Raw genomic sequence first — 21,573 nt, 5'->3', positions numbered from 1 at the left:
CGATCCTTCTTGGGCTAAAATCAAACGTTAAACAGATGGTCGGCTTAGGCAGCCGGTGCCCGGCAATTACGGGCGATGAAGTCTTCATGGCTGGGCATATGCTCAACCGCTTTGGTGATGATGGTTGAAACATTGACCAAGAAACCGTCGAGGTCTTCGTCGGATAGGTCGCGCGCAAGGGCGTGATAGCTCTCAGGCCGAATGCCTTGGCCGAGCAGCACTTGCAGCCAGCTGGGCTCGGCGAATAAATCATTGGCGCGCCGCTCAATCCGTCCGGTTTTACGGAATAGCTCAATCTTGTGGCTCAGGCTGTCGGGGATGGCCATGTTCTGACAATGGAGCCAGAAGGGGGAGTCGGTGCGCGCGTTGGCGTGATAATGCAGGATCAAGAAGTCGCGGATCAGCGCATATTCCTCAATCGCTTGCTGGTTATATTCATCGCTCAAGACCGTATCACAGGCCTTGGTTGGGAAGAGATTGATCAGGCGGCTGACAGCTGACTGGATCAGATGGATGGAGGTTGATTCCAACGGCTCCATAAAACCGCTCGCAAGCCCAACAGCGATACAATTCTTATTCCACAGCTTCTTGCGTCGCCCGGTGACGAACTTCAGCGGCCTTGGATCGGCCAGTGGCTTGCCGTCGAGATTGGACATCAAGACGCGTTCGGCTTCTTCATCGCTGGTAAAGGCGCTGCAATAGACATGGCCATTGCCGATGCGGTGTTGCAGCGGAATGCGCCATTGCCAGCCGGCATGACGGGCGGTTGCGCGTGTATAAGGTGTCAAAGGTTGAACGGACTCACAGGGCACGGCGAGCGCCCGGTCACACGGCAGGAAGTTTGACCAGTCCTCATAGCCAGTCTGCAGGGCGCCTTCGATCAAGAGGCCGCGAAAGCCAGAGCAATCAATGAAAAGGTCGCCTGAGACGACTTCGCCGCTTTCCAGCGTTACCGATTGAATGAAGCCCGAGAGGCTATCGAGTTCAACCGAACGAACCTTGCCCTCAGTCCGCTTCACCCCATGATATTCAGAAAAGCCGCGCAAATAGCGGGCATAAAGGCCCGCATCAAATTGAAATGCCCAAGTCGGGCCGGGAAGGGGGGAGGCCCCTAAACGTTCGAGCCGATCAAACTTGTTGGCATAAGCGGCTTTGGTTGCCGCCGAATAATCCCAAAGCGAGGTTTCTTTGCCGGCTAGGTTCTGCCGCATCCAGTATTGATGGAAGGGAACAAAACCCAGGTTGCGCCCAATCCCGCCAAAGGCATGCATATAGCGCTCACCCTGACGATGCCAATTGACGAACTCAATGCCGAGTTTGAACGTGCCATTGGTCTTGGCGACGAAATCATTCTCATCAATGCCAAGGATTGAATTGAAGATATTGATTTGGGGGATCGTGGCTTCGCCCACGCCAACGGTGCCGATCTCTTCGCTCTCAATCAGACGGATGCTCACGCGCGGGCCCAAGACCTTTGACAAAGCGCTCGCCGTCATCCAGCCCGCGGTGCCACCGCCCACAATCACAATCTTCTCAACAGCCTGAGGTTCCAAACCAGTTCTCCTCGCCACACCAACACGTGCCTGACATAGGCCGTGGGCAGGGGCAAATCACAACATAGAAAACCCCCGCCAGCGCAGGCCGACGGGGGTCATAATGTTACCGATCTTTCAAGATCAGAACTTGTAGTTCACACCAACCAAGAAGGTGCGACCATATTCTTGGTAGTCCTTCACGCGACGCGAATCGCCGTCAACCAACGTGGTGAATGGCTCGTCGGTCATGTTGTTCACTTGGAACAGAACCGACAGATTGTTCAAAGGACCGGATTGGAAGGTGTAACCAATCTGACCATCCAGAACCGATTCAGCTTGAATGCTGCGCGTTTCGAGACCAGCGCCGAAAGCAACAACCGAGCCAGTGAAGTCTGAACGATAGCGGTTGCTCAAGCGAGCTTGGAACCCGTAACGCTCGTAATAGACCGACGTGTTGAAGATCTTCTCAGACAGACCTGGAACCTTGGTTGCAGGCTGACCGGCGATTGGCTTCACGCTGCTGTCATTATAGGTCGCGCTGAAGTTAGCACCAAAGCCTTCGAGAGCTGGCACGAACTGATCGAATGGGAACGAAGCCGTGAATTCGAGACCACGGATGAAACCACCCTTCACATTACCAGGCGAGCTGGCGATACCGACGTTGGTTGGGCTTGCAGGCGCGCCGGTTGGTACAACCAAACCAGTTGCATCAAATGGACGCTCAACGTTATCGACGATCCAAGATTCCAAGTTCTTGTAGAAGCCAGCCACTGCGAAGTAGGCACGGCGACCGAAGTACTTTTCATAGCTGACGTCCACAGCCTGAGCCAAGATCGGCTGCAGCAATGGGTTGCCCGAGTTTTGGAACCAACGCGTGCCGCGGTTTGGAACGATCGAGCTGTCATAGCTGTAGCTAAACGCCGCATTCATCTGGTCCATACGTGGACGCGACAGCGTGCGTGCCAAAGCGACGCGAACCTTAGCATCGTTGTCGAGCGCGAAGGCCAAGTTCATGCTGGGCAGAACTTCCGTGTAATCCGTGCCTTCAGTCTTGGAGACCAAAGTAGCGGTTGAGTTGCTGCGACCGCGAGCGGTTGAGCTTTGATCGGTGTTCACGACTTGAACGCCGAAATCACCGGTCAGTGCAACGCCACCGACTTCAGTATCGATATTGAACTTCGCAAACGCGGTCAGGATGGTTTCTTCAACCAACCAGCTCTTGATGGCGACGTCTGCAGCGGTGTTTGGACGCAGCGAGTAGATGGTGCCCAAGAAGCCACGTGGATCATAGCTGACCACATTGCCCAAGCCCAACCACGACAGATTGGTTTGGCCGACGCGAGCCGAAGTCGGGATGGCAACGCTGTTTGCGCCACCAGCCAGATCCAAGAACCATTCATTCACGGTCTTTTCTTTGCTGCGATCCGAATAGCCCAGACCATAATCAACCGACTTGATGGCCTTGTCGCCGCTGAACTCATGCTTTGCAGCAATCTTCAGGGTGTTGAGCTCGTCAACCGTACCTGGTGCCTTGTAATAACCAGCTTGGCCCCAGCCACCTGGATCGGTCAGGCTGATGGTGTTGTAGTCGCCATAGTTCAGAGTTGGCTTGAACACCAAGCGGCCTGCTTCAGCGGTAGCGAAGGCGAGGTTGTCGGTTGCGCCTGCCGAACCACGACCCGTACCGGAGTAGGATTCGATGTCGGTGTCGGTGCGGTCACCCTTCGACCAGCTCAGGTCAAATACGACTGAGTCTTTCGGGCTCATCTGCCACTCGACCTTACCGGCCAAAGCAGCGAGTTCAGCTTCGCGAGCGCGGACATCGTTACGGATGATGCCTTTTACGCCATTGAACTGGCCGGACGTCGTGATGCCGTTGGTGACAACTGCGCCTGGCTGCAATTGTGCACCCGACCACCAAAGTGGCAGCTCGATGCCGCGCAGGATCTGCTCGTCATTGAACTTCGAGTAGTAGCCGTCCAACGACAGGGTCAGGGTTTCAGATGGTTGGAACTCGATCACGCCCATATAGCCATCGCGGGTGATGTTACCCGACAAGGCGTAAGGCTTCACACCGCCAATGATGAAGTTCGCGCCATTGGTAGGATAGCCCCAAGCTTCATAGCGGTTGGACTGATAGGGCGATTCCATGTGGGCATAGCCCAAAGCAACGCCAAGCTTACCGTCCATGAATTGGTCGATATAGGCGAGCGAAACGCGGTTGCCGGTGTCTGACGTACCAGCGTTCAGAGCGCCAGCATCGTTTTGCTCATAGCGCGCACCAACTGCGAATTGGCGACGGCCAAACTTCAGTGGGCGAATGGTTTGAAGGTCAACCGTACCGGCGACACCTTGAGCCAACAGGGTTGCGGTTGGGGTTTTGTAGACGGCTGCACCGCCCAACAATTCCGATGGATATTGGTCGAATTCAACACCGCGGTTGTCGCCAACCGAGACTTGCTCGCGGCCGTTCAACAGGGTGGTGGTGTAGTCGGGGCCAAGGCCGCGAACCGACAATTGCGAAGCGCGACCGTCGATCCGTTGCGCAGCCACACCTGGCAAACGTGCCAAGGATTCTGCGATGGAGACGTCTGGCAGCTTGCCGATGTCTTCAGCCGAGACGACTTCGGCGATGACGCCCAAAGTTTTCTTGGCGTTGATGGAGTTTTCAATACCGCGACGGATACCGACGACCACGATGGTCTCGACGTCTTTGTCCGATGCTTCAGTGGTGGAAGCCGCTTGTGCGTGGGCTGTCCCGCTCATAGCTGCCAACAGGGCAACCGAAGACACTGCACCAGCCAACAAGCGAGCGCGCGACACGCCGAGGCGTGATTCTGTGTGTATATTCATCGCGGTTCCTCCCAAATAAGCCGATCCGACCGCAACGGACCCGCTTGTGATTCCCTTCAGAACACGCCGGTTATCAGCCAATTCGCGGGCCGCCCGACGATATTCCGCTCCTAAAACTGACCCAAGAGACTTGAATCAGCATCCAAAATACGTCCAGCAATCATTTATTTGTGAACGTGTAGGAAAGCTACATGACAAAATCACAACGATTGTGCAATGGGAAAGTGGCTGCGAATGCAGGTAAATGCGACAAAGTTGTCAAACTGGTGCAGCGTTGCAACAACACGGACTCGTCATCTTCACTGTTGTGGTTATATCGGAACATGAGATGAGGTCGGGGGGCATTATGCAGGGTCAGAGCCAAAAGCTTGAGCACTTGGTGATTGTTGGTGGCGGGTCTGCCGGCTGGATGGCGGCGTCGGCCATTGCCAATGCAGCGGGGCGAGGCTGTGCCATCACTCTGATAGAATCCGATGAAATCGGCACCGTTGGCGTGGGTGAAGCGACCATTCCACCGATCAAAGTCTTTAATCGCTCGCTCGGCCTCGACGAGAAGGACTTCGTCGTTCGCACACAAGGCACGTTTAAGCTGGGCATTGAATTTGTGAATTGGGGCCGCCAAGGCCACCGCTATTTCCATCCCTTTGGAACCTATGGGGCCGACTTTGATATGGTGCCGCTGCACCAATATTATCTGCGCGCGCGCCAGACGGGCCGCGACCCTGGTTCGCTCGATGAATTCACCATGGCTTGGCAAGTCGCCAAGCGCGGCCGTTTTGCACCGCCAACCCAAGACCCGCGCCTGATCCAATCAACCTTTGACTATGCCTATCATTTTGATGCCGGGCTTTATGCGCAATTCCTGCGATCCTATAGCGAGGCACGCGGGGTCGTCCGGATGGAAGGCAAGATCGCGGATGTGGGCTTGGGTGGCGAAGATGGACGCATCACCCATGTGACGCTGGAAGATGGCCGCAAGGTTGAAGGCGATTTCTTTATCGACTGCTCTGGCTTCCGTGGCCTGTTGATCGAAGGCGCGCTCAAAGCAGGATATGAGGATTGGAGCCATTGGCTGCCGTGTGATCGGGCGATGGCTGTGCCGTGCGAACATGGTGGCGAGTTCACGCCCTATACCCGCTCGACCGCGCGCGAGGCTGGTTGGCAATGGCGCATTCCGCTGCAGCATCGCATTGGCAATGGCTATGTCTATTCCAGCGGCTTTATTTCCGATGAGGAGGTGGAGCGGACTTTACTCGCCAATTTGGACGGTAAGGCCTTGGCCGACCCGCGGCCTTTGCGCTTTACAACGGGCAAACGGAAGAAGATCTGGCACAAGAATTGTGTCGCGATTGGTCTGGCCGCTGGCTTTATGGAGCCGCTGGAATCAACCAGCCTGCATCTCATTCAAACTGGCATCACCCGTTTCCTCGCGCTCTTTCCTGATAAGACGGTCGATCCTGTTTTGGAAACAGAGTTCAATCGCCTGAGCACCTATGAGTGGGAGCGGATTCGCGATTTCCTCATCCTGCATTATTGCGCGACAGAGCGGGATGATACCGAACTGTGGCGCTATTGCGCGTCCATGAGCTTGCCAGATACTTTGACTTACAAGATGGCACACTTCCGCAAATACGGCCGCATGGTGTCAGATGGGCCAGAGCTCTTCCTCAATCCAAGTTGGTTGGCGGTTTATCTGGGTCAATTTGTGGAACCAACGGGCTATGACCCCTTGGTGGATACCCGCACCCATGTCGAAGCCGATCGTCACTTGGCCAGCTTAAAGACACTGATGGCGCAAACGGCTGAGACTTTCCCAACCCACCGCGACTTCATCAACCAAACCTGTCGGGCTGGCTAGATTTTAGCTGACCATGCGCAGGCGTGGGCCTTCTTCGCTGGCTTTGACGACTTCGGCGCTGGCCTTCGGTTTGCCGAACAGATTGCCTTGAGCGTGGCCGATGTCGAGTTCCAAGATTTCGACAATGGTGCGTTCGGTCTCGACGCGGTCGGCAATCAGCTCAACCCCATAGCGAGAGAAGAGGGCAGAGACGTCAGCGGGTTCAAACTGGCGATTGAGGCCAGTTACAGGGACAGCTTTGGCTTCCACCAATTGCTGCACCAATTTATCGCCAGCAATCTTCACATAGCGCACGCCCATACGTTCCAGTTTACGCAAGTCGAGGTCGAGGGTCTCGCAACGGTCAATCGAGAAGCGGAAGCCCAGATCGAACAGGCGACCCATATTGCGCTCGGCGGCCATCGGGATTTTCTCAAACGAGTCGCGGGTCAACTCAAAAATGATTGAGCCTGCCAAATCCTTGTTATCGCGCAGGAAGGCAATGAATTGCGGGAAGAAGGTCTCGTCTCCCAGGCTTGTCGTCGAGATATTGCAGAACAACCCAATGCGCCGATCCTGCTTCAAGAGGCGACGGGCGATCTGAACGCAACGCAGCAAAAGGAGATTGTCGATCTCGCCAACCAGACCGGAAGGCTCTGCTACGCGCAGGAATTCGCTTGGCAAAATGACCGCGCCAGAAGGATCGCGCAGGCGGGTGAAGCCTTCATAATAGACGGTTTTGCGCTGGGGCAGCGCAACGATGGGCTGCAGATGCAGCTCAATCCGGTTTTCTTCCAAGGCTGAGCGAACAGCCGCCAAGAGATTTTGATCGGACCGGCGTGGTGTTAGCTTTTGGCCTTCGACGGCGGAAGCCTCGCGACGACGCTCATTCTTCTGCACATAGGTCGTCAGGAGCATGGCGATTTCGCGCACTTCGCGCGCTAAAGCGGCTTCGCGGGACGCGGCATCTTCTGCCACCGTGGTTTTCAGGGTTTCAATCTCTTGATGGGTTGCAACATGCATGTCCTTCAAGGATTGGAATTCATTGTCGATCCGGGTCTTTTCGGAGCGGGCGAGCTTTGCTTCGCGCGGCGTGAAAGCCAGATGGAACAAGCCGCACGCAACGCCCAATAATCCGCCCATACAAACAGAGACCGCTAGGCTGACTTCTTGGATATAGAAGGCAAACGCTCCCAATCCGATGGCGGCGACACAATAGACCAAAAAGAGGATAAAATTGGCGGCGGCTAGCACGGGCTTCTCCCGATCATGCAAGGAATCTTCACCCGCAAATCATGGAGGCTGAACTGGTTAACGTTTGGTTTACCATCGTGAAACGTGCGACAAATTTCAGTCGGATTTTCCATCGTCTTTGGCTTTGGCCGATGCGGTCAGGTCGCGGCCAAAATTGGTGATGGCGGTATCTTGCCCGGCCTCAATGACCTCGCGACGCATGGCACGTGCCCGTTCAAAGGTTGAGAACAACGTATCGCCATCGCCCCAGCGTATGGCCCGGCGCAAAGCGGTTAAATCCTCTGAGAACCGCCCAAGGAGATCGAGGACAGCATCCTTGTTCAATAAGAACACATCCCGCCACATGGTCGGGTCTGAAGCCGCGATGCGGGTGAAGTCTCGGAACCCCCCGGCGGAATATTTAACGACTTCGCTATCGGTCACCGCTTCCACATCTTGGGCGGTTGCCACCACGCAAAAGGCGATCAAATGCGGCAAATGACTGGTCATGGCGAGGACTTGGTCATGACGGACTGGGTCCATACAATCGACTTTGGCACCCATGGCTTCCCAGAAATGGGTTAGCCGCTCAACCGCGTCTTGATAGGCGGGGCGGGGGTCAGCGAGCGGGGTAAGAATGGCCCAGCGGCCCTCGAACAAGGTGGCAAAGCCCGCGTCGGGGCCAGACTTTTCAACCCCTGCAATCGGGTGGCCGGGGATTAAGAAGCAGCTTTCCGGCAAAACCGGTTGGAGTTGCTGGACAATGGCCTCTTTGACAGAGCCAACGTCGGTTACAATAGCACCGGCTTGGATATGGCCCCCAATTTGCGCCCCAATGGCCCCCATCGTGGCGGGTGGCGTGCATAGGATGATCAAGTCTGCGCCAGAAACGGCAGCTTCGACTGTCTCAGCCACATCGCCAAGCCCTAATTCCTGCACGCGGCTGCGCACGGCCGGGTTCAGGTCATAAAGCACAATGCGCGAAGCCAGTTTGTTCGCCTTGGCGGCAGCCGCTAGCGACGAGCCGATGAGTCCGACCCCAATGATGGCTAAGGTGTCAAAATGGCGGGCCGATTCCGACATCAGGATGCCATGAACTCTTTAAGCGCGGTGACGGTGAGGCGATTTGGCTCTTCCAAGCCAATTGAAATGCGCAAATAGGCGTCTAAGCCATAGGCACGGACCGCGCGCACAATGACGCCGCGCGACCGTAAATAAGCATCGGCGGCTTCCGACGTCTTTCCAGCATCGCTCGGGAATTTCACCAGAATGAAATTACCTACACTTGGGGTCACTTCGAGGCCCAAAGCACGGATTTCCTGGGTCAAGAAGGCCAGCCAATGGGCATTAAAGGCGACGCTTTGGTTGGCAAAATCTTGGTCGAGCATGGCGGCCTCAGCCGCTGCAAGCCCTGGCGCGCTGATATTGAACGGTCCACGAACGCGGTTGAGCGCATCAATCACGACCTGCGGGCCATAGCACCAACCGACGCGGGCAGCAGCGAGGCCGTGGATTTTGGAGAAGGTGCGCGTCATCAGCACATTGCCAGCTTCCCCAGCCAGTTCGAGACCCGACGAATAATCATTGGTCTGCACATATTCGCTATAGGCCGCATCGAGAACCAAGAGCACATTTTCGGGCAGGCCTGCATGCAGGCGCTTGATTTCCGAATAAGGCAAATAGGTGCCTGTCGGATTATTCGGATTGGCCAAGAAGACAATTTTGGTTTTGGGCGTCACACAGGCCAAAAGTGCATCAACATCAGCGGTCAAATTGGTCTCGGGGGCCGAGACACAAATGGCACCGGCTTGCTGTGCGGTTAGTCGATAAACCAAGAAGCCGTGCGCGGACTGCACAATCTCATCGCCCTGATCGAGGAAGGCGCGACCCAAGAGCTGGAAAATCTCATCAGAGCCATTGCCACACATGATGCGGCCGGCATCGAGGCCATAACGACCAGCAATCGCGGCGCGTAGGCCATGATGGTCGCCGTCCGGATAAGTGGCTAAATCTTCCGCAGCAGCTTGATAAGCGCGCTTAGCCGCTGGGCTGCAGCCCAAAGGGTTTTCGTTGGACGACAACTTCCAAGGATTTTCAATCCCCGGAATCTTTGCTTCGCCGCCTTTGTAAGGGACGATGTCGAGAATTCCGGGTAGGGGTACGACTGACATTCTCTTAGCCTTTATCAGGTGATCTTCTGCTGCGTGGGCATGACCTTCCGACCCGTTTTGGTCAAGGGGGCATTGTGTGCAGTTTTCTTTGCCCGGAGTGTCCCATTTTAAGTCACCCTTTACATCCTGCGTGTAGAAGGAGCGGTGAACAGACGCAGAAGCATCAAATCTCGGTTTGAGTTTTAGGCGTCATGACCGGGAAAACCCGGCAACAAAGAATTTGGTGGGTATAATGAGTAAGACCGTCCTAATCGTTGATGACGATCCGTCGCAGCGTCGCCTGTTGCAGGGGGCTGTTGAGCGTCAAGGCTTTGCAACTCGGACTGCCGAAGATGGCGCACAAGCCATTGCGCAAGCCATGGACCCAGCCGTTGACGTCGTCCTCTTGGACCTGATCATGCCGGGTGTTTCCGGCATGGAGGCGCTCGCCGCCATTCGCGCCAAACGCGATGATTTGCCCGTTGTCGTTCTGACCGCTTCCGGCGGCATCGACACGGTCGTGAAGGCCATGCAGGCTGGTGCAACGGACTTCTTCGTCAAGCCCGCCAGCCCAGAGCGTGTGATGGTGTCCATCCGCAACGCTTTAAAAGTTGGCGAATTGTCGGGTGAAGTGAAGCGCCTGAAGAAAAAGGCCTCTGGCACCTTCACCTTTGGTGATATGGTTGCTGGCGCTGCGGCGATGCGCCAAGTGATCCGGCTGGGTCAACGCGCCGCCACGTCCAACATCCCAGTCCTGATCCTGGGCGAGAGCGGTGTCGGTAAAGAAGTGATCGCGCGCGCCATTCATGGCGAGAGTGAGCGCTCGGGCCGCCCCATCATTGCGGTTAACTGCGGCGCGATCCCCGAAAACCTCGTTGAGAGCATTTTGTTCGGCCACGAAAAAGGTGCCTTTACCGGTGCCCATGATCGTCACTTGGGTAAATTCCAAGAAGCCGATGGCGGCACGCTCTTCCTCGACGAAGTCGGCGAACTGCCGCTCGACATACAGGTTAAGTTGCTCCGCGCCTTGCAAGAGAGCGAAGTGGATCCCGTGGGTTCCAAGCGCCCGGTTAAAGTCGATGTGCGCATTATTGCGGCGACCAATAAGGATTTGGCCAAGCTGGTTGCCGAAGGTCGTTTCCGCGAGGACCTCTATTACCGCTTAAACGTTTTCCCAATTGATGCCCCGCCACTGCGCGAGCGCATGGAAGACATTCCAGCGCTGATCAAGCATTTTGTGACCCGTATCAATGCCGAAGAAGGCAAGCGGGTTCTGGGCGCGACGCCACAAGCGATGGCCATGCTGCAAGGCTTTGATTGGCCCGGCAATGTGCGCCAGCTTGAAAACACGGTATTCCGGGCTGTGGTCCTGTGCGATGGCGATTTCCTCCAGCCAGAGGACTTCCCCCATATTCAAGCGGCCTTACCGCACTTTGTTGCCGATGCCCCGTCTGTCGACATGGAAGTTGCGGCACCTCAAGCTTCGCCCCCGATGTCCGGGTCCATTGAATTACCCGCTTTGCCCGCCAATAGTGACCTTTTGGCTGCGGCGATTGAAGCAGGCAATGGCATCGCGATCTTTGACCCGGCAGGTCATTTGCGCACGTTAGAGCAGATTGAACGCGACCTCATTGAGTATGCGATTGATCTCTATGCCGGGCACATGACCGAAGTTGCCCGCCGCTTGGGTATCGGCCGCTCAACACTCTATCGCAAGCTCAAAGAATATGACTTGGAAGAGCATATGGCGCGGGCTGCTGGCTAGGCCAGCTGCATCACATAATTGCGCTTGGTTGAGAACGTCTGGCGATAACCAGCTTGCGTGAGTGCGCCCATGAGGTCACTTGCCCAATCCTTTTCGCTGCGTTCCAGAATGAGCAGACGCGGCCAAAGGCTTTTGGGGGCTTGGTCAAAGAAGGGCAGGAGGGCGCGATCTTCATAGCCCTCAATATCGATCTTCAGGGCGTCAATTCGCTCTAAGCGGGCTTCCTCAACGATGCTGAGCAGCGGGCGGACCGCGACCTCTACTTGATCATCACCGCCGCCAATCGTCGCCAAAGACGCGCCGCCTTCATTGCTGCTGCCGACCGACAGGGTCATCACGCTATTGGCTTCACCCGCGCCGCACGGAAAGACTTGCGCGTTAAAGTCTGGGTTGAGGGCAAAATTGGCACGCAATCGGGCCAAGACGCTGGGTTGCGGCTCTATAGCGACTATTTTGCCGCTTGGCCCAATGAGTGGGCCGACCCACAGGGAATAGGCACCGACATTGGCCCCCACGTCGACGAAGACATCTCCAGCTTTGAGCTCTTTGCGCAACATTTCGCGCTCTTCCAACTCAAAGCGGGAAGGGGAGAACATGAGCCGCTTTTCGGTAACGTTGCGCCGCGGGTCCAATCGGGTCTTCACGCCCCAAGTCATCAAGTCGAGGGGGCCAGCAAGCCCCGGAAAGATCAGCCTTTTTCCAACCGACGCAGCAAATTTGCTGAAGGGTCCTGGATCAAACCCACGGGCGAAAGAGATGATGCGGCTCTGAAAGGCCGAGGGCGAAAAGGTGCCGAAAGGACTGACTTCGTTTAACATTGTCGTGAGTTGCCATGCGTTATCTGCATTTGCAAGGAAATAGCCGCACCAATTGACGTTACGTACCGCTTCCCCTCAGCCCCATCCCGGTCTAGTAAGGAGTCACCGCGCCGTCCCAAGCTTGTTCCGGGATGCGCTCAGGGAGGAATAAATGGATCTCGCGACAATTACTGCTGGCATGAAAGAACGTGTCGAAGCCAAGCCAGCTTTCGGCAACACCGTGAAGTTTGATTTCGGCGATGCCGGCAAAATCCATATCGATGGCAAGAACGGCAATGCCGTCACCAACGATGATGGCCCAGCAGACTGCACCTTGAAAATCGCAATCGGCGATTTCGTCGACATGGTTGAAGGCCGCTTGAACGGCATGAACGCCTTTATGGGCGGAAAGCTGAAAGTGGATGGCGATATGTCGATTGCCATGAAGCTTCAATCGATCATCGGCTAATCGCACCGATGCAAATGGTTCAGGACCCTTTGATGGATGCGTTGCAAGGTCTGGAGACCTTTCGCGTCCTTGGGCCTGACGACAAAACAATCCGCGCGGCTTTTGTTCCCTATGAAGGGGATAAGCCGCGCGGGTCTGTGATTTTAGCGCCCGGCCGCACTGAATATATTGAAAAATATGCGGAGACGATTTCTGATCTTCTCGCCCGGGGCTTCAACGTTCTGACCGTGGATCACCGTGGTCAGGGCTGGTCTGATCGTTTGGGCGCAACCGCCCACGCAGGCCATCTCGATAGTTTCGCCAAAGCAACCGACCATATGGCGCGCGCCGTCGCCGCTGTTTCCGATAAACTGACCGGCAAACGCATCTTGTTGAGCCATTCTATGGGCGGCACGATTTGCTTGGAAGCTTTGTTGACCAATGCCATCCCAAATGTGGTTGGGGCCGCGTTTTCGGCCCCCATGTGGGGCATTCTAGGGCCGCCAGGTATGGGCCTATTGGCCAAATCCTTGGTAGCAACTGGCAAAGCCAAGGAGGTCGCGCCATCCCTGCCGACGACTTGGCAGCCCGAGGCATTTGAGGCCAACCAAGTTACCCATGACCCGAAGCGTTTTGCCCGCAACAATGCCTTGATGCTGGAGCAACCTGCACTGCAGATCGCTGGGCCAACCAATGGCTGGTTGGATGAGGCGATGAAGACCATGGCGTCCTTTACGCCCGCCCGCCTTTCCCAAATCAATCTCCCGATCTTGGTGGTGAGTGCCGAAGGCGAGACGATTGTCGACAATGCCGCCCATGTCCGCATTTGTGGCCAAGTACCACACGGGCAGCTCCGCGTGGTCGCCGGGTCCAAGCATGAGCTTTTGCACGAAGTCGATGCCATTCGGGCGGCATTCTGGGGCCATTTTGATACTTGGGCGGACCAAGTTCTAGCCTAAAGCGCCTAAAGGCCAGTCAACTACACTCCTGTGTGCATTGATGGCTTGCTTAGTCTGTCACGATGTTTATACCCGCGCCTTCGAACGGGCAGGTGGCCGAGTGGTTGAAGGCGCACGCCTGGAACGCGTGTATGGGTGCAAGCCCATCGAGGGTTCGAATCCCTCTCTGTCCGCCAGTTCGACTGATTTTTGATCCGCTACGAAACAAGCGTTCCAATTTCGCGGACATCAATCGCCATTTCGTGCCAGAGCAAAGCCGATGAATTCTTTGGCACAAGGCTGAGCCCGCACGCGGTCTGCATCGACAAAGCCCAAATTTGACACCCAACACCAGGCTGCTTTGCGAGCTGATCTGTGTCCCGGCAAATTCAGTCCTCCGTCACGCAGTTTCCCATTTGTTGAAGTCAAAACCCTGTGCAAGACTGGCGAAAACAAAAAAGTGATTTGCTGGGAGTGAAAGTCAGGACAGATGGATGAGCGCTATACAATTTGGGGTACACCCCACTCACTTTATACTGGAAAAATCCGCTCTTACTTGATTAAGAAGGGCGTTGCCTATGACGAAGTGATGGCGTCTGATCCCCAGTTTGTTGGCGACATCATCCGCCAAGTCGGCCTCAAAGTGATTCCCGTGATGCAATCACCTGACGGCGAGATCATCCAAGACACCACGGCCATGATTGATCATATTGAGAGCCGTGTTGCGACACCCAGCTTTGTCCCAGCTGGCCCGCTGCAGCGGATTGTTGCGGACCTAATTGACGCCTTTGGGTCCAATTATTTGATGCCCATCGCCATGCATTATCGCTGGTCATATCGGGAACAACAAGAGCATTTTCTGTGCAATGAGTTCGCGCGCGCCGTGCCAGCGCCTAGCTATCGCGATCGGATGGAGAAGGCTGGCAAGCTGATGTCACGCTTTGCGGACTTTTTGCCCAATCTGGGTGTCACGCCCCAAGTTATCCCTGCGATGGAAGAGAGCTATAAGGAATTGCTGGCCCTTCTGGAGACGCATTTTCAAAACCATCCTTACTTTCTGGGTGGCTGTCCGAGTGCCGCCGACTTTGGGATGATGGCACCCCTCTATGCGCATTTGGCACGCGACCCTGTTCCGGCATTTTTGATGAAGACGACCGCGCCGAGCGTCTTTCGCTGGACAGAGCGGATGAATATGCCGGGTCTTAAGGACGGCGACTTTAAAGACCTCGCCATAGGCTTTCCCGATGATGATGCCCTGCCAGAAACCCTAGAGCCCATATTGGCTTTCCTGTTTTCGCAATGGGGTCCAGGCTTAAAAGCCGATGCAGAGCGCTTTGACGCTTGGCTGGATGGTCTTGAGAGTGCGGCTACAGGAACATTGGTTTCCCTTGATGGTCGACGGCAAGTGCATCCCCATGTCGGGCGGATAAATTATGCCTGGCGGGACGTGGTGATGGAGCGGGCCAGCCAGCCCCACGCTCTCTGGCATTTTGATCGAGCACGCACGGCAGCACAGGCTCTGACTGGTGCCGACCGCGAGCGGCTGGACGCCCTACTTGAACGCACGAGCGGAAGTGCCATGATGGCCTTGGAAACAAAGCGCAGAATAGCCCGGCACGACAATGTCTTGGTGCTGGCTTGAAGGGCTAAATGAAACGAACTTGCCCTAACGCCGAATAATGGCGAGGGCCTTAAGGGGGGAAGCACATGAGTAAATGGCGGATCGCAGCAGTTAGTGCTGCCGTGCTTTTGATTGGCGCCTTTGTTGCCGTAAAGTTTTTCCCGATCCAAATTGCGGCAACGATTGATAAAATTCGTAATCCGATTGCCCCGACCCAGACTGTTACGTGGGAGAAGGGGCCAACCACGCCTCCGACGGGCGAGCGGCCCCCCAATATCATCCTGATCGTGGCCGATGATCTGGGGATTAATGATCTGACCTCCACAGGGCAGGGCGTCGCAAATGGGCTTGTGCCGACGCCTAATATTGATGCGCTTGCCACAGAAGGCGCACAATTCAGTCAAGGCTATGCTGGCAATGCCACATGCTCTCCTTCGCGGGCAGCCTTGATGACGGGGCGCTATCCCGCCCGCTTTGGCTTTGAGTTTACCGCGGTTCCAAAGGCCTTTGCGCGCAATTTGGGTGCGCCAGTTGAGGGCCGCTTGCATCAGCCCATTTATCACGCCGACCGCGAAGCAGAGATGCCGGCGATGGAAAATATGGGCGTGCCCGAAGATCAGATTACGATTGCAGAGCTTTTGAAGGGCAGGGGCTATCGCACGCTGCATGTCGGCAAATGGCATCTGGGTGAAGCGGCCAAGATGCGGCCGGAAGCCCAAGGCTTTGACGAGAGCTTGGGGATCATGTTTGGGGCGGGCAAATTTCTGCCAGACAACCATCCAGACGTCGTGAATGCCAAGCTGGAGTTTGACCCGATTGACCGTTTCCTTTGGATTTACGGCACCGATGCGGTTCAGAAGAATGGCGGACAAAGATTTCACGTCGGCGAATATATGACCGACTATTATACCCATCAGGCGGTTGCCGCGATTGAGGCCAATGCCAATCGACCCTTCTTCCTCTATCTGGCTTACAACGCGCCCCACACCCCCCTGCAGGCCAAGCGCGAAGACTTCGACGCGCTGTCGGGGATCAAGGATCACAATACCCGCGTTTATGGTGCGATGATCCGTGCCTTGGATAGAGGCGTTGGCGAAGTTGTTGCTGCGCTCAAAAAGAATGGCTTGGATGATAATACGCTGATCGTATTCACCAGCGATAATGGCGGGGCTTGGTATGTTGGCCTTCCGGGGATCAATCAGCCGTATCGGGGATGGAAAGCCACTTTCTTTGAAGGCGGCATCCGGGTGCCCTATTTCATGCGTTGGCCGGGCAAGATCAGTGCGGGTCAAAAGATTACAATGCCCGCTCACCATCTTGATTTTTATGGCACTGCTGCCGCGATTGCGGGGGCAAATGTTCCTGCCGATCGCAAGATGGACACGGTAGACCTTCTGCCCTTCGTCACGGGCACCCCCCAACTGGCCTCGCGCACCTTGTTCTGGCGCTCTGGGCCTTACCGCGTTGTGCGCGAGGGGGATTGGAAGCTGCAGGTTGCGGCCAATCCAAACAAGGCTTGGCTCTATAATCTGGCGACCGATCCGACGGAGAAAATGAATTTGGCCGAGACAGAGCCAAAACGGGTGGCTGCGATGCAAGCGATGTTACAGGCGCATGATACTGAAATGCCCAAGCCCTTGTGGCCAGCCTTGGTAGAAGATGCCATCCGGATCGATGTGCCCTTGAACGCACCTTGGACGCCCGATCAAGAATATGTCTATTGGGCGAATTGAGTTCGGCTACACCAGTTCTGGCGCTCCGAGCCTGTTTGATGTCGTGGAGATGTTGTCAGCTCCACGATTGATGAGTTCACGCGATCACGGATCAAACTTTGTTTTCTGGCAGAATGTAATTCAGTAACTTGATGATCTGAACGGGACTAGCAGGTTTCTGAAGATAGGATCCCGCGCGAAATGCATCAGGATGCTGATCGGCGGCATAGCCGGATAAAACCAGAAAGGGTAGGCCTCGTTCAGCCAGCGCTAAGGCAACTGGGGCTGAGCTTGTGCCTTTAAGATTGGCGTCAAGCAAAACGGCGTCCAAGCTGCCCATCTCAATCAATGCGAGCGCCTTCTCGATCGTCCCGGCTATGTCCACGACCTCGAAGTCTGCATCTAAGAGCATGCCTTCAAGGTCCAACGCGATTAACGGCTCGTCTTCGACAATGAGGATTCGGGCGCGGCGTCTGAGACTATTGTTCATGGTCTCTTACCTCCCAGAGATCTACGAGAGGAGCCGTCAACTTCCAACAGAGCCCCGTCGCGCGAAATTCGAGGTCTACTTTGCCGTCGACCGATGATTCAACCATGCGACCGATGACCGTATTGCCAAACCCCTTGTGGCTCGGAGGCTCAACTTCAGGGCCGCCCTCCTCAAGCCACTCCAGAGTGAATTCTGGCTTCGCCGCCATGACATGGGCCCAGCTGATATGAACACGACCGCTGGTATTTGATAGAGCGCCATATTTCACCGCATTGGTGGCAAGCTCATGCAACGCCATGCCAATGCCTTGCGCTGCGCTTGGTGAGAGGCTGATCGGCGGACCATCGAGGAGAACGCGCGTGCCGATCAGATCGCTGAAATGGGAAAGCTGTGCTTGAACCAGCTCTGAGATGGCTATGTGGGTCCATTGGTTTTTGACCAACAAATCCTGTGACGCTGCCAAACCACGGATTCGCTCGGTCAAATGGACTGCGAAGGTCGCAGGATCGCCCGTGCGCGCGGTTTGTCGGGCCACCGCCTGCACAACAGCGAGCAGATTCTTAGCCCGATGATTGACCTCGCCCATGAGAAGTTTGATGTGCTCTTCAAGTTGCTTGCGCTCTGTCAAATCGTAAAAATAGCAGACAATGCCGAACTGGCCATTGGGAAGGTTTACGCGCTCGATCTGCCAATCGTAGGATTCCTCTCCATCCCTGTTCGCACGCATCCCAGCCATATCTTTGGAATGATGCGGCTCTCCTGTTTGGAGGGTGTGACGAAATCGCGAGATGATTTCGCTCGCTGTCGGCTCATGCCACAGAAGCTTGAGAACTTCAGAGAAGTCGCGTCCGAGCAATGGCTCAATCGTGCCGAACGATTTTTGGACGCTGGCGCTGACCTGGACCATACGAAAGTCAGCATCGATCAGATAAATACCAAAGGGATTGTTCTCAATCAGGCGCAGATAGGTGTCGTGGCTTTGGCGCAGTTCCGTCTCGGCCTGCTTTCGCTCTGTGATGTCGTGAACGGCGAGAAGCCCGCTCAGGGGGCTGCTTAATCCGTCCGGCGTTTTGGAAAATTCAATGTGCTTTCGCGCGCTAACCCACATCACCGACCGATCGGGCCTGACAATACGATGTTCGATTGACATAATGCCATCACCTGCTGGCCGCAGGGCTTCAGCAATTTTTGCAAGGATGCTTTCTTTGTCTTCAGGGTGAAAGCGCGCGTGAACTTGGGCGCGAGGTAGCTTTTGATTTGCGGGAAGCGCGAAAAATGAGGCTGCTGTTGGGTCCAGGGTAATGGTCCCGCTTTGATAGTCCATGGCCCCAAGACCAGTCCCTGCCACTTCAAGTCCAAGTTGCAGTTTAGCTTCGCTCAGTTTGAGTTGGACTTCTGCCTGTTTGCGCTCTGTGATGTCGCGAACGTTGCACTGGATGACAGAGTGTCCATTCTCATCATAGAGATTAGCGACAACTTCGACCTCGCGTACCTTGCCGTCCAAATTCTGCAGCGGCAAAGATTCATAACGGACATGGCGTTCTGCTTTCAAAGTTTCAAACATATTACGGCTCGCCTCTGCATCCGCATAAAAGCCGATCTGATAGAGTTCTTTGCCGATCATCTGGTCGCGTGTGTAGCTCAGCAAAGCTGACATGAATGGATTGGTGTCGATGATTTTTCGAGTTTTCGGATCCAGGATAAGCACGCCGTCATGCGCAGCTTCAAACAGTCGGCGGTAGCGAACTTCTGAACGGCGAAGCGCTTCGCCAGCCGCATTATACTCAGCAATGTCTCGATGGATCGCGGAAAGGGCAGAGACGCTGCCATCGGCATCGCAGATGGGCGAGGCTGTGATTTCGACTTGCGCTAAACTACCATCCTTGCGCCGCCGCAGGGTGTCTTTGATGACAGCCCGACGGCCAGAGCACACGATATCATAAATCCGATTGCGCTCTTCGCGTTGGTCTTCAGGCACAATCAACGCATCTATGGTGCGACCGACAGCTTCTTCTTGGGTATAGCCGTAGAGCTGCGTGGCGCCAGGGTTCCATGTACGCACCACAAGGTCGAGGCCGAGACTCATAATTGCATCGCCAGAGGCCGTCACGATTGCCGCTAGCTGCTGGGCTTCATTGCGTACCCGCCGCAATTCATCATCGTCTTTCATGCGATCGGTAGCATCGAAGATGATCATGCGGATGCAGAGCGGTTGACCATCGGAGTCGAGCTTTATGCTGGAGTTGACGAGAACTTGCAGCGGCTCTTGGTTGTCGCGCTTTATCTGGCAGGCGATTTCTTTGACGAAGCCTTGCGCGCGCAGCAGCGGCGCGAAATGGGCCTCATAGAGAATGCGCGCTGAGTCCGTTAAGAGGTCATGAAAACGTTGCCCAGCTAGAAGAGCTTCGCGCGCGTAGCCGGTCCAAGATAGGAAGGTCGAATTGACTTGGGTGATCGTCCCGTCAGGGCGCGTTGAGATGAAGCCGCAAGGTGCGCTGTCGAGGACATCGTCCACCGACTCTTCGAAAGGAAGGCGGGGACCCAGATTGCTCATAATTGCATGTCTCTAAATCGTCCGTTTGTTATCAAATACTTGGGTTTTGAAGCCAGAGACGGTCCGCGCGGCATTCTTGACCCTCGTTCCTCTGAGTTGATTTCAAGGTTCGGTACGCACCATGGTTTCGATCTCGTCGATTGAACGCCGTGCGAGCCATTCGGTTCCATCGACCACAGACGCGCTGCGCCTTCACGCTTTTGGCGGGGCGGAGTGGGGGCCGATCAGATCGCTGTCTATGGCTTGGTTGGCACGACCCGCCAAATCACATTGCCCACGTCGTCCGCTACAAGTAGCGCACCAGCTTTATCAAGCGCCACGCCCACAGGCCGTCCCATGGCTTGCTGTTTGGCATTTACAAACCCGTCTAGAATTGTTTCCGGAGTTCCCGATGGCATACCTCCGCTAAAGGGCACAAAGATAACTTTATAGCCAGCAATTGGTGAGCGGTTCCAAGAACCATGCTGGCCGATAAATGCGCCATCGATAAAGCGTGCAGGGAATAATTTCTTGTCGTTAAAGGCTAGGCCCAAGGATGCAGTATGCGCACCTAAAGCGTAATCGGGCGCGATTGCACTCGCGACGAGATCTGGCCGCGCGGGGCGCACGCGCGTGTCAACAGTTTGCCCATAATAGCTATAAGGCCAGCCATAAAAGCCGCCGTCTTTGACCGAGGTCATATAGTCAGGAACCAAGTCATTGCCGATTTCATCGCGTTCGTTCACGGCAACCCACAAGACACCGCTCTTGGGTTGCCACGACAGGCCATTGGCGTTGCGCAGGCCGGAAGCAAAGATGCGGCTGGACTTTGTGGCGATGTCTATTTCCAAAACGGCAGCACGATTTTGTTCGTTGGCGATCCCGTTCTCGCCGACATTGCTGTTGGAACCCACAGTGGCATAGAGCTTTGTCCCATCTGGGCTGGCGATAATGTCCTTGGTCCAATGGTGGTTTATTGGCCCAGCTGGCAGGCTCGTCAGGATTGTGCTAGGTCCCGCGAGGTGCAAGGCACCCGTTTCATAGGCGAATGCAACAATCGCGTCGGTGTTGGCGACATAGAGCGTGCTGCCGATTAATGCCATGCCAAATGGCGAATTTAGGTTTTCTAGGAAGACTGATTTTATCTCTGCGATTCCATCGCCGTCAGCGTCTCTTAAGAGGCTAATTCGATTGGCGCTTGGAACGCCGGCTCCGGCGCGCTTCATGACCGCATTCATGATGATTTCACGCAAGCTAGAACTGCCTGCAGGTTTTGGCGGCGCGTTGGTCTCGGCAACAAGGATGTCACCATTAGGCAAAACGTGAAGCCATCGTGGGTGGTCAAGTCCACTCGCAAAAGCATTCACTGCAAGGCCCGGTGCTGTTGTGGGTTTCATGCCCTTTGGCCATGAGATGGCTGGTGCGATATTGACCGTGGGAATCAGGGTTGGATGGGGCTTTGGCAAAGACGGCAGAGCCCCATAGCTTTGGTCTGTGGTACGGGCGGCAGTCTTATCTTGCGCCGCATATTGGCAACCACCAAGCGCCACCAAGGCGGATAGAGGGGCTACGAACATCTGTTTCATTGTAAGGCCTTTATATCCCGCGTGCGGATCACTTCATCAACGCCAGCTGTGTTGGCGCCGGTGTTTTCATTCCAA

15 protein-coding genes and 1 tRNA gene are annotated in these 21,573 nt (G+C 55.5%); 7 read left to right on the top strand and 9 right to left on the bottom strand.

What is annotated here, in order from left to right:
- Positions 1-44: 44 nt before the first annotated feature.
- Together ACOVRA_RS12505 and ACOVRA_RS12500 are read right to left on the bottom strand one after the other, a co-directional pair.
- Entirely contained in the window at positions 45-1,553 is a 1,509-nt protein-coding gene (locus tag ACOVRA_RS12505) for a tryptophan halogenase family protein (RefSeq protein WP_421720579.1), read from the bottom strand.
- A gap of 123 nt (positions 1,554-1,676) precedes the next feature.
- Positions 1,677-4,388: a TonB-dependent receptor gene (locus tag ACOVRA_RS12500; RefSeq protein ID WP_421720578.1), complete on the bottom strand. Its 2,712-nt coding sequence runs from the start codon at positions 4,386-4,388 to the stop codon at positions 1,677-1,679.
- Positions 4,389-4,734: 346 nt separating this feature from the next.
- Between ACOVRA_RS12500 and ACOVRA_RS12495 the strand changes: the two genes are divergently transcribed.
- A complete protein-coding gene (locus ACOVRA_RS12495; protein WP_421720577.1) occupies positions 4,735-6,246 on the top strand; it encodes a tryptophan halogenase family protein in 1,512 nt (503 codons plus the stop codon).
- A 3-nt stretch (positions 6,247-6,249) separates the two neighbouring features.
- Here ACOVRA_RS12495 and ACOVRA_RS12490 read toward each other — a convergent pair whose 3' ends face one another.
- The 3 genes from ACOVRA_RS12490 to hisC all read right to left on the bottom strand — a co-directional run bounded on the left by ACOVRA_RS12490 (position 6,250) and on the right by hisC (position 9,629).
- Positions 6,250-7,479, bottom strand: coding sequence for an EAL domain-containing protein (locus ACOVRA_RS12490; RefSeq protein WP_421720576.1), 1,230 nt, complete (start codon positions 7,477-7,479; stop codon positions 6,250-6,252).
- A gap of 96 nt (positions 7,480-7,575) precedes the next feature.
- On the bottom strand, positions 7,576-8,541 hold the full coding sequence (locus ACOVRA_RS12485; RefSeq protein ID WP_421720575.1) for a prephenate/arogenate dehydrogenase family protein: 966 nt from the start codon (positions 8,539-8,541) through the stop codon (positions 7,576-7,578).
- The gene (gene hisC / locus ACOVRA_RS12480) at positions 8,541-9,629 is read right to left on the bottom strand and encodes a histidinol-phosphate transaminase (protein ID WP_421720574.1); all 1,089 of its coding nucleotides are present in this window, start codon (positions 9,627-9,629) and stop codon (positions 8,541-8,543) included. The genes ACOVRA_RS12485 and hisC overlap by 1 nt, the downstream gene beginning before the upstream one ends.
- A 232-nt stretch (positions 9,630-9,861) precedes the next feature.
- Between hisC and ACOVRA_RS12475 the strand changes: the two genes are divergently transcribed.
- On the top strand, positions 9,862-11,373 hold the full coding sequence (locus ACOVRA_RS12475; RefSeq protein WP_421720573.1) for a sigma-54-dependent transcriptional regulator: 1,512 nt from the start codon (positions 9,862-9,864) through the stop codon (positions 11,371-11,373).
- On the opposite strand, the gene ACOVRA_RS12470 is transcribed toward ACOVRA_RS12475, so the two are convergent.
- Complete coding sequence (locus ACOVRA_RS12470) at positions 11,370-12,191, bottom strand: FkbM family methyltransferase (protein ID WP_421720572.1); 822 nt, start codon at positions 12,189-12,191, stop codon at positions 11,370-11,372. The two genes, ACOVRA_RS12475 and ACOVRA_RS12470, sit on opposite strands and share 4 nt — an antisense overlap.
- A 151-nt stretch (positions 12,192-12,342) precedes the next feature.
- Here ACOVRA_RS12470 and ACOVRA_RS12465 point away from each other — a divergent pair, with 151 nt between their 5' ends.
- From ACOVRA_RS12465 to ACOVRA_RS12445, 5 genes are all read left to right on the top strand, one after another.
- Positions 12,343-12,639, top strand: coding sequence for an SCP2 sterol-binding domain-containing protein (locus tag ACOVRA_RS12465; protein ID WP_290806565.1), 297 nt, complete (start codon positions 12,343-12,345; stop codon positions 12,637-12,639).
- A 32-nt stretch (positions 12,640-12,671) separates the two neighbouring features.
- Positions 12,672-13,577: an alpha/beta fold hydrolase gene (locus tag ACOVRA_RS12460; RefSeq protein ID WP_421720571.1), complete on the top strand. Its 906-nt coding sequence runs from the start codon at positions 12,672-12,674 to the stop codon at positions 13,575-13,577.
- An 86-nt stretch (positions 13,578-13,663) separates the two neighbouring features.
- Positions 13,664-13,753, top strand: a tRNA-Ser gene (locus ACOVRA_RS12455).
- A gap of 293 nt (positions 13,754-14,046) precedes the next feature.
- Entirely contained in the window at positions 14,047-15,198 is a 1,152-nt protein-coding gene (locus ACOVRA_RS12450) for a glutathione S-transferase family protein (RefSeq protein ID WP_421720570.1), read from the top strand.
- A 65-nt stretch (positions 15,199-15,263) separates the two neighbouring features.
- Positions 15,264-16,910, top strand: a complete 1,647-nt coding sequence (locus tag ACOVRA_RS12445; protein WP_421720569.1) for a sulfatase-like hydrolase/transferase — start codon at positions 15,264-15,266, stop codon at positions 16,908-16,910.
- Between the two features lie 91 nt (positions 16,911-17,001).
- On the opposite strand, the gene ACOVRA_RS12440 is transcribed toward ACOVRA_RS12445, so the two are convergent.
- The 3 genes from ACOVRA_RS12440 to ACOVRA_RS12430 all read right to left on the bottom strand — a co-directional run bounded on the left by ACOVRA_RS12440 (position 17,002) and on the right by ACOVRA_RS12430 (position 21,498).
- Positions 17,002-17,379, bottom strand: a complete 378-nt coding sequence (locus ACOVRA_RS12440; protein WP_421720568.1) for a response regulator — start codon at positions 17,377-17,379, stop codon at positions 17,002-17,004.
- Positions 17,369-19,933 (bottom strand): PAS domain S-box protein, encoded by a 2,565-nt coding sequence (locus ACOVRA_RS12435; RefSeq protein WP_421720567.1) that lies wholly within the window; start codon positions 19,931-19,933, stop codon positions 17,369-17,371. Before ACOVRA_RS12435 ends, ACOVRA_RS12440 begins: the two co-directional genes overlap by 11 nt.
- A gap of 236 nt (positions 19,934-20,169) precedes the next feature.
- Positions 20,170-21,498 carry a PQQ-dependent sugar dehydrogenase gene (locus ACOVRA_RS12430; protein WP_421720566.1) on the bottom strand — a complete coding sequence of 443 codons (1,329 nt, stop codon included), beginning with the start codon at positions 21,496-21,498 and terminating at the stop codon, positions 20,170-20,172.
- Between the last annotated feature and the right edge of the window lie 75 nt (positions 21,499-21,573).

Origin of the sequence: Aquidulcibacter sp., assembly GCF_049239865.1 — a bacterium.
GTDB lineage: Bacteria > Pseudomonadota > Alphaproteobacteria > Caulobacterales > Aquidulcibacteraceae > Aquidulcibacter.
The sequence above is the reverse complement of the archived record's forward strand: the minus strand, read 5'-3'. Positions and strand labels throughout refer to the sequence as shown.

Coding starts and splice junctions, on each gene's coding strand:
- ACOVRA_RS12500 (WP_421720578.1), bottom strand. CDS start 4,388: ATGAATATACACACAGAATCACGCCTCGGCGTGTCGCGCGCTCGCTTG.
- ACOVRA_RS12495 (WP_421720577.1), top strand. CDS start 4,735: ATGCAGGGTCAGAGCCAAAAGCTTGAGCACTTGGTGATTGTTGGTGGC.
- ACOVRA_RS12485 (WP_421720575.1), bottom strand. CDS start 8,541: ATGTCGGAATCGGCCCGCCATTTTGACACCTTAGCCATCATTGGGGTC.
- hisC (WP_421720574.1), bottom strand. CDS start 9,629: ATGTCAGTCGTACCCCTACCCGGAATTCTCGACATCGTCCCTTACAAA.
- ACOVRA_RS12475 (WP_421720573.1), top strand. CDS start 9,862: ATGAGTAAGACCGTCCTAATCGTTGATGACGATCCGTCGCAGCGTCGC.
- ACOVRA_RS12470 (WP_421720572.1), bottom strand. CDS start 12,191: ATGTTAAACGAAGTCAGTCCTTTCGGCACCTTTTCGCCCTCGGCCTTT.
- ACOVRA_RS12465 (WP_290806565.1), top strand. CDS start 12,343: ATGGATCTCGCGACAATTACTGCTGGCATGAAAGAACGTGTCGAAGCC.
- ACOVRA_RS12460 (WP_421720571.1), top strand. CDS start 12,672: ATGGATGCGTTGCAAGGTCTGGAGACCTTTCGCGTCCTTGGGCCTGAC.
- ACOVRA_RS12450 (WP_421720570.1), top strand. CDS start 14,047: ATGGATGAGCGCTATACAATTTGGGGTACACCCCACTCACTTTATACT.
- ACOVRA_RS12445 (WP_421720569.1), top strand. CDS start 15,264: ATGAGTAAATGGCGGATCGCAGCAGTTAGTGCTGCCGTGCTTTTGATT.
- ACOVRA_RS12440 (WP_421720568.1), bottom strand. CDS start 17,379: ATGAACAATAGTCTCAGACGCCGCGCCCGAATCCTCATTGTCGAAGAC.
- ACOVRA_RS12435 (WP_421720567.1), bottom strand. CDS start 19,933: ATGAGCAATCTGGGTCCCCGCCTTCCTTTCGAAGAGTCGGTGGACGAT.
- ACOVRA_RS12430 (WP_421720566.1), bottom strand. CDS start 21,498: ATGAAACAGATGTTCGTAGCCCCTCTATCCGCCTTGGTGGCGCTTGGT.